The organism is Pseudomonas sp. PS01298, assembly GCF_029959745.1.
Taxonomy (GTDB): domain Bacteria; phylum Pseudomonadota; class Gammaproteobacteria; order Pseudomonadales; family Pseudomonadaceae; genus Aquipseudomonas; species Aquipseudomonas aylmerensis.
This window is the reverse complement of record NZ_JASCPP010000120.1, coordinates 1-17,587: the sequence shown is the minus strand read 5'-3', so window position 1 is coordinate 17,587 and position 17,587 is coordinate 1. Positions and strand designations below refer to the sequence as shown.

The 17,587-nt window shown below is 62.5% G+C and carries 16 protein-coding genes; 2 read left to right on the top strand and 14 right to left on the bottom strand.

The window, feature by feature from the left end:
* Positions 1-161: 161 nt before the first annotated feature.
* Positions 162-371 (bottom strand): cold-shock protein, encoded by a 210-nt coding sequence (locus QMX97_RS27585; protein ID WP_002554837.1) that lies wholly within the window; start codon positions 369-371, stop codon positions 162-164.
* A gap of 389 nt (positions 372-760) precedes the next feature.
* Here QMX97_RS27585 and dcd point away from each other — a divergent pair, with 389 nt between their 5' ends.
* Entirely contained in the window at positions 761-1,327 is a 567-nt protein-coding gene (gene dcd / locus QMX97_RS27580) for a dCTP deaminase (RefSeq protein WP_065903042.1), read from the top strand.
* Positions 1,328-1,435: 108 nt separating this feature from the next.
* Entirely contained in the window at positions 1,436-1,633 is a 198-nt protein-coding gene (locus QMX97_RS27575; RefSeq protein ID WP_010212420.1) for a hypothetical protein, read from the top strand.
* Positions 1,634-1,648: 15 nt separating this feature from the next.
* Here the strand turns inward: QMX97_RS27575 and pdeM are convergent, their stop codons facing one another.
* From pdeM to QMX97_RS27510, 13 genes are all read right to left on the bottom strand, one after another.
* Positions 1,649-2,299 (bottom strand): ligase-associated DNA damage response endonuclease PdeM, encoded by a 651-nt coding sequence (gene pdeM / locus QMX97_RS27570; protein ID WP_106804948.1) that lies wholly within the window; start codon positions 2,297-2,299, stop codon positions 1,649-1,651.
* Positions 2,299-4,767, bottom strand: a complete 2,469-nt coding sequence (locus QMX97_RS27565) for a ligase-associated DNA damage response DEXH box helicase (protein ID WP_282397949.1) — start codon at positions 4,765-4,767, stop codon at positions 2,299-2,301. Before QMX97_RS27565 ends, pdeM begins: the two co-directional genes overlap by 1 nt.
* A 153-nt stretch (positions 4,768-4,920) precedes the next feature.
* On the bottom strand, positions 4,921-5,685 hold the full coding sequence (locus tag QMX97_RS27560; protein WP_065903037.1) for an ATP-binding cassette domain-containing protein: 765 nt from the start codon (positions 5,683-5,685) through the stop codon (positions 4,921-4,923).
* A gap of 13 nt (positions 5,686-5,698) precedes the next feature.
* Complete coding sequence (locus QMX97_RS27555) at positions 5,699-6,817, bottom strand: succinylglutamate desuccinylase/aspartoacylase family protein (protein WP_106804946.1); 1,119 nt, start codon at positions 6,815-6,817, stop codon at positions 5,699-5,701.
* A gap of 9 nt (positions 6,818-6,826) precedes the next feature.
* Positions 6,827-7,537, bottom strand: coding sequence for an ABC transporter permease (locus QMX97_RS27550; protein ID WP_065903025.1), 711 nt, complete (start codon positions 7,535-7,537; stop codon positions 6,827-6,829).
* Positions 7,534-8,262: an ABC transporter permease gene (locus tag QMX97_RS27545; protein WP_065903023.1), complete on the bottom strand. Its 729-nt coding sequence runs from the start codon at positions 8,260-8,262 to the stop codon at positions 7,534-7,536. The genes QMX97_RS27550 and QMX97_RS27545 overlap by 4 nt, the downstream gene beginning before the upstream one ends.
* 60 nt (positions 8,263-8,322) lie before the next feature.
* Entirely contained in the window at positions 8,323-9,102 is a 780-nt protein-coding gene (locus QMX97_RS27540; protein WP_065903021.1) for a transporter substrate-binding domain-containing protein, read from the bottom strand.
* Between the two features lie 316 nt (positions 9,103-9,418).
* Positions 9,419-11,059: an ATP-dependent DNA ligase gene (locus QMX97_RS27535; RefSeq protein WP_282397948.1), complete on the bottom strand. Its 1,641-nt coding sequence runs from the start codon at positions 11,057-11,059 to the stop codon at positions 9,419-9,421.
* The gene (locus QMX97_RS27530) at positions 11,056-12,060 is read right to left on the bottom strand and encodes a ligase-associated DNA damage response exonuclease (RefSeq protein WP_065903019.1); all 1,005 of its coding nucleotides are present in this window, start codon (positions 12,058-12,060) and stop codon (positions 11,056-11,058) included. Before QMX97_RS27530 ends, QMX97_RS27535 begins: the two co-directional genes overlap by 4 nt.
* A gap of 178 nt (positions 12,061-12,238) precedes the next feature.
* Positions 12,239-14,680 (bottom strand): penicillin acylase family protein, encoded by a 2,442-nt coding sequence (locus QMX97_RS27525; protein WP_282397947.1) that lies wholly within the window; start codon positions 14,678-14,680, stop codon positions 12,239-12,241.
* Positions 14,681-14,905: 225 nt separating this feature from the next.
* Complete coding sequence (locus tag QMX97_RS27520) at positions 14,906-15,550, bottom strand: glutathione S-transferase N-terminal domain-containing protein (protein WP_282397946.1); 645 nt, start codon at positions 15,548-15,550, stop codon at positions 14,906-14,908.
* Between the two features lie 93 nt (positions 15,551-15,643).
* The gene (locus QMX97_RS27515) at positions 15,644-16,429 is read right to left on the bottom strand and encodes an ABC transporter ATP-binding protein (RefSeq protein ID WP_282397945.1); all 786 of its coding nucleotides are present in this window, start codon (positions 16,427-16,429) and stop codon (positions 15,644-15,646) included.
* A complete protein-coding gene (locus QMX97_RS27510) occupies positions 16,426-17,484 on the bottom strand; it encodes an iron ABC transporter permease (RefSeq protein ID WP_065903011.1) in 1,059 nt (352 codons plus the stop codon). Before QMX97_RS27510 ends, QMX97_RS27515 begins: the two co-directional genes overlap by 4 nt.
* Between the last annotated feature and the right edge of the window lie 103 nt (positions 17,485-17,587).

The following is a 17,587-nucleotide window of genomic DNA, read 5'->3' as shown; positions in this document are numbered from 1 at the left end:
CGAATGCGCAGTATCAGTAGGCAGATGTGCTGACTGATCCAGCGCTTTCGCGAGCAAGCCCGCTCCCACATTGCTTTGTGCGTGGCACCACAGCACCAAATTGCGGGCATAAAAAAACCCCGCTTTTGAGGGCGGGGTTTTTTCGACTAAGTCAGTACAAGTTAGATAACTTGAACTTCTTCAGCTTGCATGCCTTTCTGACCGCGGGTAGCGATGAAAGAAACCTGTTGGCCTTCTTTCAGGCTTTTGAAGCCGTCGGATTGGATAGCTTTGAAGTGAACGAACAGGTCGTCACCGGATTGTGGAGTGATGAAGCCGAAGCCTTTTTCATCGTTGAACCACTTAACGGTACCAGTTTGGCGATTAGACATGGTGTATCTCCTTGGACAAAGTTAACTGCGACTCAGGAAAAGCCCTGGCCGAGACTGAGTGCAAAGAGCAGGAAAAATTCTTGGAGATGGTTGGATCGAAATTCAACATATCGTGTAGAGATTCTCAGTGACACAAGCAGCACAGTGGCGCCACCTTAACCCTTTTTCCGGGACGTGCCAATGGTATTTCCGAAGGTTTCTCTATTTTCGTGACTGGCGGTGGTATTTACCGCCACCAGCGCCTGCAACCCGGGTCCCGGCCCCGCTGGCCGCGACTTACAGGAGCGTGCGCATTCATCAACAAATCCCCCACGCCCTTTGAACCCCAACGCTGGCCCCGGTAAGATGCCCCACAGAATTTTTCCACCTCGCTATTCAGGACACCCGCCATGAGCATCAAATCGGACAAGTGGATTCGCCGCATGGCGCAAGAGCACGGCATGATCGAGCCCTTCGTAGAGCGCCAGATGCGTGGCGAAGGCGCTGAACGCCTGATTTCCTACGGGGTTTCCAGCTACGGCTACGATGTGCGTTGCGCCGATGAATTCAAGGTGTTCACCAATATCAATTCGGCGACCGTCGATCCGAAAAACTTCGACGAAAAAAGCTTCGTCGACGTGAAGAGCGACGTGTGCATCATCCCGCCAAACTCCTTCGCCCTGGCGCGTACCGTGGAGTTTTTCCGCATTCCGCGCGACGTGTTGACCATCTGCCTGGGCAAGAGCACCTACGCTCGCTGCGGCATTATCGTCAACGTGACGCCGCTCGAGCCTGAGTGGGAAGGTCACGTGACCCTGGAGTTCTCCAACACCACCACGCTGCCGGCGAAGATCTACGCCAACGAAGGCGTGGCGCAGATGCTGTTCCTGCAGTCCGACGAGGCCTGTGAAGTGTCCTACAAGGACCGTGGCGGCAAGTACCAGGGCCAGCGTGGCGTGACCTTGCCGCGCGCTTGATCGAAAGGTCCTACACGCCAAGGGAATTAGTCTGCGGAAAGTGACTCTATTGGGTGTACTGCCTCGGCGCGTGCAAGACGCGCCGGGCCACGCTTGAGGAGTACTTTTATGAAGATCGACCCGCGAATCAGCGCCGAACTTGCCCGGCTTGAACCCAACCAGATTGGTGTTCTGGCCTGGTCCCTGATGGCCGATCCCGCCTACGCAGGCGGCATCCCCGGCCAACCCGAGCCGGATTACCCCCAGCCGACCGAGCCCGGTGAACCGACCCTTCCGGACGAGCCACCGCCCGCGCCTGTCGCCTGATAACTGGGAGGCCGGTCAACGCACTGGCCATACCTCGTGATCGCCGATCACAAAGATCCGGTGGTCATTGTCCTGCTCCACCGCATAACCCCCCGTAAACGCCCCGAACGCCGGCAACAGGCTGACGCGGCTACCCAGCTGGAAGCACGGCAGGCGCAAGCGTTGCCGGCCTTTGCCGCGCAAGTGATACACCGGGTGCACATGGCCCGCGAGTACATGGTGGCTGGCATGCGCATCCGGTTCGTGTTGCAGCGCGAATGGCCCCATCAGCAGCGGCTCCGCGACCACCTCGATGTCCAAGTCCGCCGGCGGGTCGCCTGCGCGCTTGTCGTGATTGCCGCGAATCAAGGTCAGGTGCAGCCCTGTATGGCGTTCACGCCACGCCCGCAAGGCGCCCAGCGTGCCACTGGCATGCGAGCCAGGGCCGTGCAGGAAGTCGCCCAGGAAGATCACGCGCGCGCAGGTGAAGGCCGATAACAGCCGATCCAGTCGTTGCAGGTTCTCGGTGGTAGTCCCCTGTGGCACCGGTTGCCCGAGGCTGCGGTAGGCCGAGGCCTTGCCGAAATGCGCATCGGCGATCAGCAAACACTGATGCGCAGGCCAATACACGGCCTTGTCCGCCAGCAGCCATAACGTTTCACCTTCCAGTTGCACGGTGTAATACATCAAGCCTTCCCGTTATCCGCGACTTTCTCCAGGTCCTTGACCATCCGCGCGATGCGCTCGGAGAGTTTTTCCGAACTCATGCTTTCACGCATCCGTTCCACCAACAGCGGAAAGGCCAGCGGCGTCGGCCGTTCGATCACGTGCAAGTCCAGTTGCAGCGCCGACAGACGCCGCAGTGTCTGTTCCAGCCGACGAATATCCAACTCATCACGCAGGACTTCTTCCCCGGCCTGGGTCAGCAACAGGTTCTGCGGGTCATATTGCTTGAAAACCTCGAAGAACAGGCCGCTGGACGCCTGCACCTGGCGTGTACTTTTCGGCGCGCCGGGGTATCCGGCAAACACCAGTCCGGCGATCCGCGCAATCTCGCGAAAGCGGCGCAGGGCGAGTTCGCCGGCGTTCAGGCTGGCCACGACGTCGGCCAGCAAGTCTGCCGGGCTCAGCAATGCCTCATTCAGCAGGGCAGGCCACTCCACCGGTGTCGCGCTCAGCAGCTCCAAGCCGTAATCATTCACTGCAATCGAAAAGGTCACGGGTTGGCGTTGGCTGACCCGCCATGCCAACAGGCTCGCCAGGCCCAAGTGCACCTGGCGCCCGGCAAACGGGTAGAGAAACAGGTGCCACCCCTCGCGTGATTTCAGGGCTTCGGCCAACAACCCGTCGTGCGTCGGCAGGCCGGACCAGCGCAACTGCGTCTGCAACAAGGGTTGCACCGCGCGCATTTCCGGCCCGTCGTAGTGCCCGCGCGCCGCAGCGTCGAAGCGTTCCACCACGGCTTGCGCCAACTCATTGGAAAGCGGCATGCGCCCGCCATTCCAGCGCGGCACTGCGGCTTTTTTGGCGCTGCTGCGACGTACATAGGCGGTCATGTTTTCCACCCGGACCAGCTCCAGCAAGCGTCCGGCAAACAGGAACCCATCACCCGGCTTGAGGCGCGCGATGAAGCCTTCTTCGACACTGCCGAGGTTTTTGCCGCCGCCGCCCTTGCTCCAGAATTTCAGCTGGATGCTGGCGTCGCTGACAATGGTGCCCACGCTCATGCGATGCCGGCGCGCGAGCCTGGCGTCGGGGACGCGCCAGATGCCGTGTTCGTCGGGCTCCACGCGGCGGTAGTCCGGGTAGGCGGTCAGCGACAGCCCGCCATGGCGCACAAAGCCCAGGGCCCAGGTCCAGTCGGCCTCGGTCAGGTCGCGATAGGCCCAGGCACCGCGCACTTCCGCCAGCAGTGCATCGGGGGTGAAGCCACCGCCCAGCGCCATGCTCACCAAGTGCTGTACGAGTACATCCAACGGCTTGTGCGGCGATTCCCGCGCTTCGATGTGCCGCTGCGCAATGGCATCCTGGGCGGCGGCAGCTTCCACCAGTTCCAGGCTGTGGGTCGGCACCAGCGTCACCCGCGATGGCCGCCCCGGCGCGTGGCCCGAGCGCCCGGCGCGTTGCATCAGCCGCGCCACGCCTTTGGCCGAGCCAATTTGCAGGACTCGTTCCACCGGCAGGAAATCCACCCCCAGGTCCAGGCTCGAGGTGCACACCACGGCCTTGAGCTGCCCGTCCTTGAGTGCGCGCTCGACCCAGTCACGCGTCTCCCGGGACAGTGAGCCATGGTGAAGGGCAATCAAGCCCGCCCAGTCCGGGCGCGCCTCGAGCAACGCCTGGTACCAGATTTCCGATTGCGCGCGGGTATTGGTGAATACCAGGCAACTGCTGCTGGTTTCCACTTCGGCCACTACCTGCGGCAACATTTTCAAGCCGATATGCCCGGCCCAGGGGAAGCGTTCCGCGATGGGCGGCAATAAGGTGTCGACCAACAGCTGCTTGGCTGTCTGCCCCTGCACGTTGATCCCGCCACCTTGTGGGACCAATACCTCCAAGGCGTGAGCCTGATTACCCAGCGTTGCCGAAATCCCCCATACCATCAGCTCGGGATGCCAACGCCGCAGCCGTGCCAACGCCAGCTGCAGTTGCACGCCGCGCTTGTTGCCGATCAGCTCATGCCATTCATCCACCACCACCATGCGCAGGTGCGCCAGGCTCACTTCGCTGTCCGCGCGGGCGAGCATCAGGGTCAGGCTTTCTGGAGTGGTGACCAGTGCGGTGGGCTGTCGGCGTGTCTGGCGTGCACGCTCGCTGCTGCTGGTGTCGCCGGTGCGCAGGCCGATGCTCCAGGGAATCTGCAAGGCCTCGAGCGGTGCTTCGAGTGCGCGGGCGGTATCGGCGGCCAACGCCCGCATTGGCGTGATCCACAGCACCGTCAGTGGCTCTGCGGGCGCTTTGCGTGGCGGGCGAGTGATGGCGAAGCGATTGAGGGCGGCAAACCACAGCGCATAGGTTTTGCCCGCACCAGTGCTGGCATGCAGCAAGCCGGACTGGCCTGCCTTGACGGCAGCCCACACCGCTTTCTGGAAGGCGAACGGTTTCCAGCCCTTGGCGGCGAACCATGTTTTGGCGAAGTCGTGGGGTTTTGCCATGCGACGGCTGACACTCTGGAAGGCCTATTCCACAGACCTTCACCGAGCATCAAAGGTTTAACGCAATCCTTGCAGGCGCGTCGCACCGCGGCGAGGGTGGCGCAAAGATCGCCGCAGGGCTCAAGGCGCTATCGCCAGGCGGTTCCTACACGTTTACTTCAGGTTGCCGCTGAGAAATTGCTGCAGCCGCTCGCTTTTCGGGTTGCCCAGCACATCCGCCGGCGCACCTTGCTCTTCCACCAGGCCCTTGTGCAGGAACAGCACCTGGCTCGACACCTTGCGCGCGAAGCTCATCTCATGGGTCACCATGATCATGGTGCGGCCTTCCTCGGCCAGGCCCTGGATCACCTTCAATACCTCGCCCACCAGCTCCGGGTCGAGGGCTGAAGTAGGCTCGTCAAACAGCATCACTTCCGGCTCCATGGCCAGGGCGCGGGCGATGGCCACCCGTTGCTGCTGCCCACCGGAGAGAAAGGCCGGGTATTGATCGGCCACGCGTGCCGGCAGGCCGACCTTGTCGAGGTAGCGACGGGCACGGTCTTCGGCGTCCTTCTTGCTGCAACCCAGCACCCGGCGCGGGGCCATGGTGATGTTTTCCAGCACGCTCATGTGGCTCCACAGGTTGAAGTGCTGGAACACCATCGCCAGGCGTGTGCGCAGGCGCTGCAGTTCGGCATCGTCAGCCACGCGCATGCCATGGCGGTCGCTGACCATGCGGATCGGCTGGCCGTCGAGGGTCATGGCGCCGTCGTTGGGGGTTTCCAGGAAGTTGATGCAGCGCAAAAAGGTGCTCTTGCCCGAGCCGCTGGCGCCGATCAGGCTGATCACGTCACCGGTCTTGGCCTTGAGCGAGACACCTTTGAGCACTTCATTGTCGCCATAGCTTTTATGCAGGCCTTCAACGGTCAATTTGTACATGGGGCGTGCATCCTCAAGGCGAAAGTAGATAGCCGCTACGGTAGGCCTCTGAGCCGGCGACATGGCCGATGACCATCCCGGCAGTGGCCATGCGGCGTAGCGAACGGGCGTAAAGCAGGCCGGCCTTCTGGCAGTGCACAGGCGTTACGCGGTCGGTAATGGGGTCGATGACGTCGGCGATCAGTTGCCCGGCCTCCAGGTATTCCCCCGGCAGGGCGCTGAACACCAGCAGGCCGCCGACCGGTGTCGCCACCGGTTCGACGCCTGCCAGCGGCGTGGCGGGGTAGGGCAGCGCCGGCAGCGGGGCGGGTTCGCCCTCGATCGCGCCGAAGTGGATCAGGTAATCGATGATCGCCTGGCAATCGAGGCTGGCCAGCCCATGGTTGACGTCGCCCTGGCCACGCAGCTCGACGGTGACGGAAAAGCTGCCCATGGGGATCGGGAAGCGCTCGCCGAATCGCTGCTGCAATTGCCACCACACCAGGGTGAAACACTCATCGAAGGATTGGCCGCCGGAATCGGTGGCGAGCAAGTTGGCTTCCGAGCCGAGATAGCGCGCCAGCGGCTCGACCTGCGGCCACGCCTCGGGCGTGGTGTACAGGTGCGCCACGGCTTCGAAATCGCAATGCAGGTCGAGCACCATGTCGGCGTCGCAGGCCAGGCGTTGCAGCACCAGGCGCTGGGAGTGCAGCTGGGTCTCGGCGGTTTGCGCGGCGAGGGCGTTGGACAGCGCGGTACGGATCAGTTCGACGTTGTGTCGCGGATCATCCCCGAGCAATGCCTCGACCTGGTTACCCACCGCGTCACTGAGGTCGACAAACAAGCGATTGAAGTTCTGCCCGCTTTCGAGCTCGTAGCGGCCCAGCGGAATATCCATCAACACCTGTTCCAGGCCCACCGGGTTGGCGATCGGCACCAGCACGATTTCGCTGCGCAGGCGCCCGGCGGCCTCCAGTTGCGCCAGGCGCAGCTTGAGGTGCCAGGCCACCAGCATGCCGGGCATTTCATCGGCATGCAGCGACGACTGGATGTAGATCTTGCCTTCAGCCTGTTCCGGGCCGAAGTGGAAACTGTGAATCTGCCGCGCCGTGCCAGGCACAGGCGCGATCAGTTCATGAACCTGATGACGCATGAAGGCTCCTTAATGACTCGGCCCGAGGAAGGCCAGCCAGCGGCGCTCCGCCAGACGAAACAGGCCGACCAGGGCAAAGGTCACTGTCAGATAGATCAGCGCGGCGATGCCGAAGGATTGGAAGGTCATGTAGGTCGCCGAGTTGGCGTCCCGTGCGACCTTGAGAATGTCGGGCACTGTCGCGGTAAACGCCACGGTGGTCGAGTGCAGCATCAGGATCACTTCATTGCTGTAGTACGGCAACGAGCGGCGCAGGGCCGACGGCATGATCACATACGCATACAACTTCCAGCCGCTGAGGCCATAGGCCTTGGCGGCCTCGACTTCGCCGTGGGCCATGCTGCGGATCGAACCGGCGAAAATCTCGGTGGTGTAGGCGCAGGTGTTGAGGGCGAAGGCCAGGATCGTGCAGTTCATCGCATCGCGAAAGAACGCGTCCAGCACCGGCTGCGCGCGCACCGCGGCGATGCTGTAGATGCCGGTGTAGCAGATCAGCAACTGGATATAGAGCGGCGTGCCACGAAACAGGTAGGTGTAGAACTGCACCGGCCAACGCACCAGGCGATTGCGCGAGACGCGGGCGATGGACAGCGGGATCGAGACCAGGAAACCAATCACCAGCGAGGCGCTGAGCAGCCACATGGTCATTGCCAGCCCGGTGATGTGCTGGCCGTCGCTGTACAGGAAGGGGCGCCAGTATTGCTGCAGGAGTTCGATCATCGCACGGCCTCCCGGGACCCAGCGGAGTAGCGGCGTTCAAGCCGACGCAGGACGAAATTGGATGCACTGGTGATCAGCAGGTAGATAAACGCCGCGATGACCAGGAAGTAAAACAGTTGATAGGTGCTCTTGCCGGCATCCTGGGCGGCCTTGACCAGGTCCGCGAGACCGATGATCGATACCAGCGCCGTGGCCTTGAGCATGACCATCCAGTTATTGCCGATGCCCGGCAGGGCAAAACGCATCATCTGCGGAAAGGTCACGAAGCGAAACCGCTGCCCGCGACTCAGCCCGTAGGCGGTTGCAGCTTCCAACTGGCCACGCGGGACCGCGAGGATCGCACCGCGAAATGTCTCGGTGAAGTAGGCACCGTAGATGAAACCCAGGGTGATCACCCCGGCGCTGAATGGGTCGATCTCGATGTAGTCCCATTCCATGAAGTCGGTCAAACCGGTCAGCCAGATTTGCAGGCTGTAGAAAATCAGCAGCATCAGTACCAGGTCAGGTACGCCGCGAATCAAGGTGGTGTAGAGCTGGGCGGGAATCCGGATCAAGCTGACGCTGGACAGTTTCGCGCTGGCCCCAATCAGGCCGAGCAGGACACTGACAGCCAGGGAGGCGACCGAGAGTTTTACGGTCATCCACGTCCCTTGGAGCAACAGCGGGCCGAACCCCTTCAAACTGAAGGCGCCCAGCCCCAGGGTTTGCAAAAGATCTTCAAACATGAATTCAGGACCTAATGGCGATAAAAAAGCGCCCACCGCAAACCGGTGGGCGCCAGGGTGTTATTTACCGCTGTAGAGGTTCAGATCGCCGAAGTGTTTCTTCTGGATAGTGGCGTAGGTGCCATCATCGTGTAACGCTTTGATACCTTTATCGAGCAAGGCCTTGAGGTCTTTGTTACCTTTTTTGATACCGACCGCAGTTTTCGACGGCAGCAGAGGGTCGTCGATAGCCTTGCTGACTTCGTAGTCAGCGCCGGCCGGCGACTTCAAGAAGCCCAGTTCGGCTTGCAGCATGTCCTGCACGGACGCATCCAGACGGCCGGAGGTCAGGTCGGCGTACACCTGGTCCTGGTTGGCGTAGGCCTTGGTGGTCACACCGGCTTTGTCCAGCACGGCCTTGGCGTAGGCTTCCTGGATAGTGCCTTGCTCGTAGCCCACCGATTTGCCCTTGAGGGACTCAGGCGTGGAGTAGTTCGCGCCTTTTTTGAACACCAGGGAGGTCGGGCCGGAGAACAGCTCGCTGGAGAAGTCGATCGCCTTTTCACGGGCTTCGGTCACGGTCATCGACGAAATCACGCCGTCGAATTTGTTGGCGTTCAGGCCTGGAATCATGCCGTCGAAGTCACTTTCGACCCACTTGCACTTCACTTTCAGCTCGGCGCAGATCGCATTGCCCAGGTCGATATCGAAGCCCACCAGGCTGCCGTCGGCGGCCTTGGATTCGAATGGCGCGTAGGACGGATCGACACCAAAACGCAGTTCCTTGTATTCCTTGGCCAACGCAGTACCAGCGGCCATGCACAGAGCCAGTGCAGAAAGGGTCAGCAATGCTTTTTTCATTATGTAATCCCTGGAAACCAAGATAAGCGCTTGTGGCGCGTTTAGGACTGTTACTGAACGGTGTCAGACGCAACACAAGTAGCAATTTCTGCACCATAGTTCCGAATGGTCGTTTTAAAAGGTGGGAAGAGGGAGATCTCAGTGTAGGAGATGCCCGAAAATGGGCACGCAAAAAACAGTGCACCCATTTGGGGCTGATGCAGATCGAAAACCTGGGAGCTGGCTTGCCGGCGATGGCGGCGGTTCAGCTTATTCATCTGTCACTGATCCGCCGCCATCGCAGGCAAGCCAGCTCCTACAGGGATTTATGGCGTGTTTAGCATCCGGTCAGCAGGTCTTGCAGCGTGGCCAGGTTGTCAGCCTCATCCACCGCCTTGTCCTGCCGCCACCGCAACATCCTCGGAAACCGCACCGCGATCCCACTTTTATGCCGTTTGGACAGGGCAATGCCCTCGAACCCCAACTCGAATACCATGCTCGGCGTGACACTGCTGACCGGCCCGAACTTCTCTACGGTGGTCTTGCGCACAATCGCGTCGACCTTGCGCATCTCTTCGTCGGTCAGCCCTGAATAGGCCTTGGCGAAGGGCACGAGCGTGCGCTCGCTGCCGGGTGGGCCGTCCCACACGGCGAAGGTGTAGTCGCTATAGAGGCTGGCGCGCCGACCATGGCCGCGCTGGGCGTAGATCAACACGGCGTCGACGCTGAACGGGTCGACTTTCCACTTCCACCACAGGCCCATGTCCTTGGTGCGACCCACACCGTAAAGGCCTTTGCGCTCCTTGAGCATCATGCCTTCCACGCCCAACTGACGGGAGGCTTCGCGTTGCTGCGCAAGATCCTGCCAGGTCGCGCCCGTGAGCAGGGGCGATGGAATCAGCACGGGTTGGTTGCACTGGGCGATTACCCGCTCGAGTTGAGCGCGACGTTCGGCCTGGGGCTGGTTGCGCCAGTCGGCGCCCTGGTATTCCAGCAGGTCATAGGCGAGGACGGCGACCGGTGCATCGTCGAGCACCTTTTTGCTCAGGGTCTTGCGGCCAATTCGCTGTTGCAGCAGGGCGAAGGGCTGCACTGCGTCCTTCCACACCACGATTTCTCCGTCGATCACCGTACCATCGGGCAGACCACTGGTCAGGCTGTGCAGTTCGGGGAAACGCTCGGTGACCAATTCTTCGCCACGCGACCACACCCACAGGCGGCCGTCGCGCTTGACCAGTTGCGCGCGAATGCCATCCCACTTCCATTCCACCTGCCAATCGGCGGGGGAGCCGAGCAATGCGTCGAATTGCTCCACCGGTTGCGACAAGCCATGGGCGAGAAAAAACGGATAGGGCTGTCCGCCGCGCTGCGCATGTTCGTCGTCTGATTCGGCGGCGATCAGCTTGAGGTAGCCTTCGGCCGTCGGCCGGTTGGACAAGTCGGTGTAGCCCACCAACCGCTGCGCGACCCGCTTGCTGTCGAGGTCGGCCATTGCGGCGAGTGCACGGGTGACCAGCAATTTGGACACGCCGACGCGAAAGCTGCCGGTGATCAACTTGATGCACACCATCAGGCTCGGTTGATCCAGTTGCGCCCATAACGCCGGCAGGCGCTCGGCCAGATCCTGAGGCGCCAGCCCGCGCAGCGGCAGGAGCTTTTCTTCCAGCCACACCGCCAGGCCATCCTGCGAGGTGTAGGTAGATTCCGGTAGTAGCAGGGAAATGGTCTCGGCCAGGTCGCCGACCGACTGGTAGCTTTCCTCGAACAGCCACGGCTCGATGCCCGCCGCCTCGGTGGCCATGTCCCGCAGCAGGCGCGTCGGCACCAACTGGCGAGGGCGCCCGCCGGACAAAAAATACACCGCCCATGCCGCATCTTCTGCCGGGGCTTGCAGGAAGTAGGCTTGCAATGCCGCGAGCTTGGCATTGCTGGACGTGGTGGCGTCAAGGTTGGCGTAGAGCTGCGCGAAGGCTTTCATGCCGTGGCCTCTTCTTCGTCATCCCCGTATTCGGTGGTGAAGCCTTGGGCATCCAGGCCTTTTTCCCGCAGGTGGCGCACCAGTACGCCGACCGAACCGTGGGTCACCATCACGCGTTCGGCGCCGGTCTGTTCGATGGCCCACAACAGCCCCGGCCAGTCGGCGTGGTCGGACAGCACAAAGCCACGGTCGACCCCGCGCCGCCGCCGTGTGCCGCGCAGGCGCATCCAGCCACTGGCGAAGGCGTCGCTGTAGTCGCCGAAGCGCTTGATCCAACTGCTGCCGCCGGCGGAGGGCGGGGCGATGATCAGGGCCTGGCGCAGCAGTGGGTCGGTTTTTTTGAAGTCGCCGGCGTAAAGGGTTTCCGGGATATAGATACCCGCTTCGCGGTACACCCGGTTCAGCGGTTCGACCGCGCCATGACTGAGGATCGGGCCGATGCTGGCGTCGATGCCATGCAGGATGCGCTGGGCCTTGCCGAATGAGTAACAGAACAACACGCTGGCCTTGCCGGCGGCGATATTGGCCTGCCACCAGGCGTTGATCCCGGCAAAGATCTGCGCCTGGGGTTGCCAGCGGTAGATCGGCAGGCCGAAGGTCGACTCGGTGATAAAGGTGTGGCAACGCACGGGCTCGAACGGCGCGCAGGTGCCGTCGGGTTCGACTTTATAGTCGCCGGAGGCAACCCAGACTTCACCCTGGTATTCCAGGCGCACCTGGGCCGAACCGAGTACATGCCCGGCAGGGTGGAAGCTCAGGGTCACGCCGTGGTGAACGAGTTGTTCGCCATAGGCCAGGGTCTGCAGGTTGATGTCCTGGCCCAGGCGCGAACGCAAGATGCCTTCACCGGGGGCGGCGGCCAGGTAGTGCTGGTTGCCGGTGCGGGCGTGGTCGCCGTGGGCGTGGGTGATGACCGAACGTTCCACCGGGCGCCAGGGGTCGATGTAGAAATCTCCGGCGGGGCAGTAGAGGCCTTCGGGGCGGGCGATGACAAGGTCCATGGGCGTGCCGGGGGCAATGGGCTTATCAGGTAGGAGGCAGGGGCGGGGCGAGAAGTTCTATCTGAATGCAGGTGGTCCATTGTCGGCGCCGGCTTACCGGCGATAGCGCTGTGTCAGACGGCTGGAACGCCGGCTGACAGTGCACCATCGCCGGCAAGCCGGCGCCTATAAGGGCGGGTTATTTGCCCGGCGTCAGGGTCAACCGCGCCTTGCCATACACCTTCTCGAAGTTCTGCGGCTGCATCGGGAAGCTCAGGTATTGCGCCTTGAGCGCCGGGTCGATGCCGTTGGCGTAGTTCGGGCTGGCGGGGTTGCCGGACTGGCCGATGCCCCCCTGGCCCATCATCGGTTCCACCTGGCCGAAATCGACGATCATGCGCAGCGCCGGCACCTGGGTGGTATTGAAGTCCTGGCCCCAGGCATACGGTGCCGGGTTCAAGGTGTTGTGGTCGCCACCGGACGCCAGCGGGCCGCGAATCACCTGGCCAGTGCTGTTTTTCCAGGTGGTGCTGTGCAGCTTGCCCCACTGCCAGGTCTTGTGGTCGGCACCGAGTTGGCTGTCGCCGGCGGTGATCGCGGCGGCCAGGCTGCGCGCAAGGATCGCGGGTTTGTCTTCTTTTTGCGGCGTGCGCACGTCGTCCCAGAACGGGCTGTCTTCACGGCCCAGCAGGTGGTCGGCCTGGGCGGCATAGGACAGGCTGGCGTTGCTGACGAAGGCCTTCCAGCTGGCGCTGTTTTCCGGGCCCAGTTCGTCGAGGAAGATCTGCTTGGTGCTTTCCTGCAGGAACAGCTCGTAGAGCGCGGCGTCGGCGGACGTTGCCGCGAGCCGGCCATCAAACGCCATCAAGCGACTCAGCGCCTCGCGCGCCTTGGCCTGTTCGGCGGCCGGCAATGCTGCAATCGCCTGTTTCAGCGGCTGGGCCATGCCCGGTGCCTGGAACATGGTCTTGAGCTTGGCGGCGAACAGGGTGGTCTGGTCGTACTGCATGGCGATCATGCTGCGGCTGTCGTGCTTGCCGGCATTGGCCAATTGCGCCAGGCGCTCGCTGCGCTCCGGCGCGTCCCACGAGTTGGACAGTTGCATGCCGTAGCCGCGCGGCGCGGTGCGCTGGTTGGCGGTGCCGATCCAGCCTTGGGCCGGGTCCTGGTCGTAGGGGTGCAGCATCGCATCGGCGTAGCCGTCCCAGTCAAAGCGGGTGTCCCAGCCCGGCGAGGGCAGCAGGCCTTCGCCTTCGCGACGGTTGGGGAAACGCCCGGTGACTTGCCAGCCGATATTGGTGGCGTCGGCGAAGATCATGTTCAAGGCAATCGCGCGGATTTCCCGGGTGGCGTCCGACGCCTTGGCGACGTTTTGCGCACGGGACAAGTCGAAGAATGCATCCAGGCTCTTGTCATCCTTGAAGTCGGCCGTTTGCAGGGCCAGACCCAAGCCGCTGGTCAGGGCCTGGCTGCTGTTGAGAAGGGCGCCGTGACGGGTTTCGTACACGACTTCGCGCAGTGGGCGCTGGCCCTTGGCGAAGTAGGTTTCGTTGCGCACGCCAGCCGGTAGCCATTTTCCGTTGTTCTCGTAGTACAACGCGTTGCCTTGGCGCTTGACCTTCTCCAGGAACAGGTCCTGGGTGTCGCCCTTGACCGTGCTCATGCTCCACGCGACTTTGCCGTTGAAGCCGGATAACAGGGTCGGCAGGCCGGCAATCGAAGCACCGACGGCCTGGTATTTGGGCGCACGAATCTGCACGTAGCTCCACGGCGACGGAGCCTGGGGCTGGGCGGCGAGGTCGCTGGCCAGCAGGCTTTTGCCGCTGCGGCTGCGTTGCGGGCCAATCGCCCAGTTGCTCGAGGTAGTGACGGCCAGCGCGTTGAGGCTGCTCAGTTGCTGGCTGGCCGTGTCCAGCCCGGCCAGGCCAGTGATCTGGCTAAGGTTCACGCCTTTGAGTTTCTCGGCTTCGGCCAGCGGAATCGGCTCATCCGGCGTGCTCGGCGTCAGCCAGGCGAGCTTGTCGACGCCAACTTTTTGCGCCAGCATTAGGGAGGCAAGTTCTTCCTGCAGGTTGGCCGACTCGCTGAAATTCAGCAGGCAGAACAGCAGCGCCGAATCTTCCGGCTTCCAGTACTCGGGCTTGTAGCCGGTCTGTGCCAGGTCCGGCGGCAGCTTGTCGCGGTAGCGGAACAGGTAGGCGTTGACGCCGCGCGCATACACTTCGAAGAAGCGCTTGAGGCGCGGCGAGGAGGCGTTATACAGCTCGCCGGCGCTTTTCTTGAGGTTGACCGCACGCATGAAACGGTCGACATCCAGCACCTCAGGGCCGGACATTTCTGCCAGGCGGCCCTGGGCCAGCAGGCGCAGGGTGACCATCTGGGTGATGCGGTCACTGGCGTGCACATAACCGAGGCTGAACAGCGCGTCGTGGAAGGTGTTGCTTTCGATCAGCGGCATGCCCTGGGCATTGCGGCGTACCGATACATTCTGTGCCAGGCCTTTGATCGGCTGCACGCCGGCAACTGGCGGCAGGGTGTCCTGGGTGCTCTGGAGCTGGCAACCGGCCAGGCTTAATGCACTGGCCACTGCCGCGGCAACGCCGAACCGGGGAAGAAAATGTGAGAGGGCTGGCGAGGCCATGGCAAAGCTCCTGCGGGGGGTAGCGTCAGTAAAGGCGCTACGTTAGTGAGCGCGGCGAAACGACGCAAGCGGGAGTTTTGGGTTAAGCGTGAGAACTTGATTCGGACAGCGATCAATGTGGGCGTTGGCCTGCCTGCGATGCCAGCACCCAGGTGCGTCAGTCACACCATCGTGAGGCTATCGCAGGCAGGCCAGCGCCCGGATTTGATCGCGTGCTGCTTCAGGTCAGGCCTTGGGCGGGTTCACTTTCTGTACCAGTTCATACGCGCGCACGGTCGCTGGCCGCTCCTTGATGCTGTTGAACCAGCGCAGCACATGTGGGAAGTCTTCCAGGCGTTGGCTCTGCCACTTGTGGGAAACAATCCATGGATAGATCGCCATGTCGGCAATGCTGTAGTCCTCACCGGCCACGAACGCGCGGTCGGCCAGACGCCGGTCGAGCACACCGTACAGGCGCGCGGTTTCGTCCACATAGCGCTTGATCGCGTAGGGAATCTTCTCCGGGGCGAACTGGCTGAAGTGGTGGTTCTGGCCCGCCATAGGCCCCAATCCACCCATCTGCCAGAACAACCATTGCAGTGCTTCCTGGCGACCACGCAGGTCTTGTGGAATGAACCGGCCGGTTTTTTCCGCGAGGTACAGCAGGATTGCGCCGGATTCAAACAGCGAAATCGGCGCACCGCCGTCGGTCGGATTCCGATCGACGATGGCCGGGATGCGGTTGTTGGGAGCGATCTTCAGGAAGTCCGGCTTGAACTGGTCGCCCTGGCCGATATTGATCGGGTGCACCTTATAGGGCAGGCCGGCTTCTTCCAGGAACAGCGATACTTTGTGACCGTTGGGGGTAGTCCAGTAGTACAGGTCGATCATGAAGCTCTCCAAATGAGCGAATGCCTGCAGCTATAGGTGAAGACCAAAGGGCAATAATTCAATCAAACATTTGCGTCTAACCTTAGAAGCGTTTTACACAGCGCCGTCCACCAACACTTGCAGCGACTGCTGCGAGCAGCGTTCGATGCGCACCTGCACGCCATACACCTCGGCAAACAGCGCCGGGTCGAGCACCTCATCTGCCGTGCCGCTGGCATACAGCCGGCCCTTACGCAGCACGGCGATATGGTCGGCAAAGCGTGCGGCAAGGTTGATGTCGTGCAGTACCACCACGGCGATCAGTTGGTGCTCGCGCACCAGCCCGCGCACGCACTCCATGACTTTCAACTGGTAGTTGAGGTCGAGGGCGCTGGTGGGTTCATCCAGCAGCATCACCTGGGGGCGACGCGCGATCAGTTGGGCAAGACTGACCAATTGGCGCTGGCCACCCGACAACGTGCTGAGTAACTGGTCGGCCAAGTGCGCGATGCCAATGCGCTGCAACGCCTCGAAGGCTTCGCGCAGGCAGGCCTCGCTGGAGAGTGGAACGCCCTCCACATGGGCCACGCGCAGCGCGGCGATCACGCTTTCCATCACGCTGAGGCTCAGGCCGGGCGGCAGGTTCTGCGGCATGTAGGTCACCCGTCGCGCGCGTTCGGCAACGGACATGGCCGACAGGTCGAGGTCGCCCAATCGCACCACGCCTTGCATCTTTTCCAGCCCGGCCACGGCACGCAGCAAGGTGGATTTACCCGCGCCGTTGGGGCCGATCAAGGCGGTCAGGCTGCCGTGGGGCAGGGGCGGCAAGCTCAGGTCGTGCACGATCTGCCGGCGCCCGTAGCTCACATTGGCGTTGTGTACCGATAAGCCCGCACTCATAACTGCCTCCCCCGCTTGAACACCAGCACCACGAAAATCGGCACGCCGACCAAGGCGGTGACAATGCCCACCGGCACAATCACCCCGGGCATGATCAGCTTGCTCGCAATCGACGACAGCGACAGCAGCAACGCACCGGTCAGGGCGCTGGCCGGCAACAGGAAGCGTTGATCCTCACCCACCAGGATCCGCGCGATATGCGGACCTACCAGACCGATAAATCCGATGGTGCCTACAAAGGCCACGGCGGTGGCCGACAACAGGCTGATGCGCAGCAACGAGAAAAACCGCAGGCGCTTCACGTCCACGCCAAAGCTTTGCGCGCGGTCCTCGCCCATGCGCAATAGGGTCAGGCGCGGTGCGGCGGTGAAGGAAAACGGCAGCACCACCGCGACCACCAGCGCCAGGATGCCGAGCTTGTCCCAATTGGCCCGGGTCACGCTGCCCAGGGTCCAGAACACCAGCTGTTGCAGCACGTCTTCGGTGGCCACCAGTTGCAGCAAGGCCACCACCGCGTTGCAACTGAACACCAGCGCGATGCCGAACAACACCAGGCTTTCCACGCCGGCGCCGCGCAGGCGTGACATGGCTTGCAGTAAAAACACCGAGGCGGCGGCGAAGATAAACGCCGAGATCGAAATCGCGGTGTTGGCCGAAACCCACAGCGTGGTCACCGGGAACACAATCACCAGCGATGCGCCCAACGCCGCCGCCGACGACACGCCCAAGGTAAACGGGCTGGCCAGCGGGTTGTTGAGGATCGCCTGCATCTCGGCCCCGGCCAGCGACAACGCGCAGCCTACCAGCACCGCCATCAGCGCGTAGGGCAGGCGCACGTTCCAGATGATCACCTGGTCGGTGGCGCTCAGGTGCGAGGGATGCAGGATGCCGTCGAGTAACGCCAGCAGGCCCATGCCCGACGGGCCGCTGGCCAGGTCGACCAGAATCGCGCAGGCCAGTGCGCTGCCAAGCAAGGCCAGCAGCCAGGCACGCCGCGCCAGCAGGCGCCGGTAGCCGTGGGTGGCGCTGGCGAGGTCGAGGGTTTGAGTGGTCATGGCGTTCACACAATTTTGAAGACGATGAAAATCCAAATGTGGGAGCGGGCTTGCTCGCGAATGCGCGGTGTCAGTCACTGAATAGGTCGACTGATACACCGCC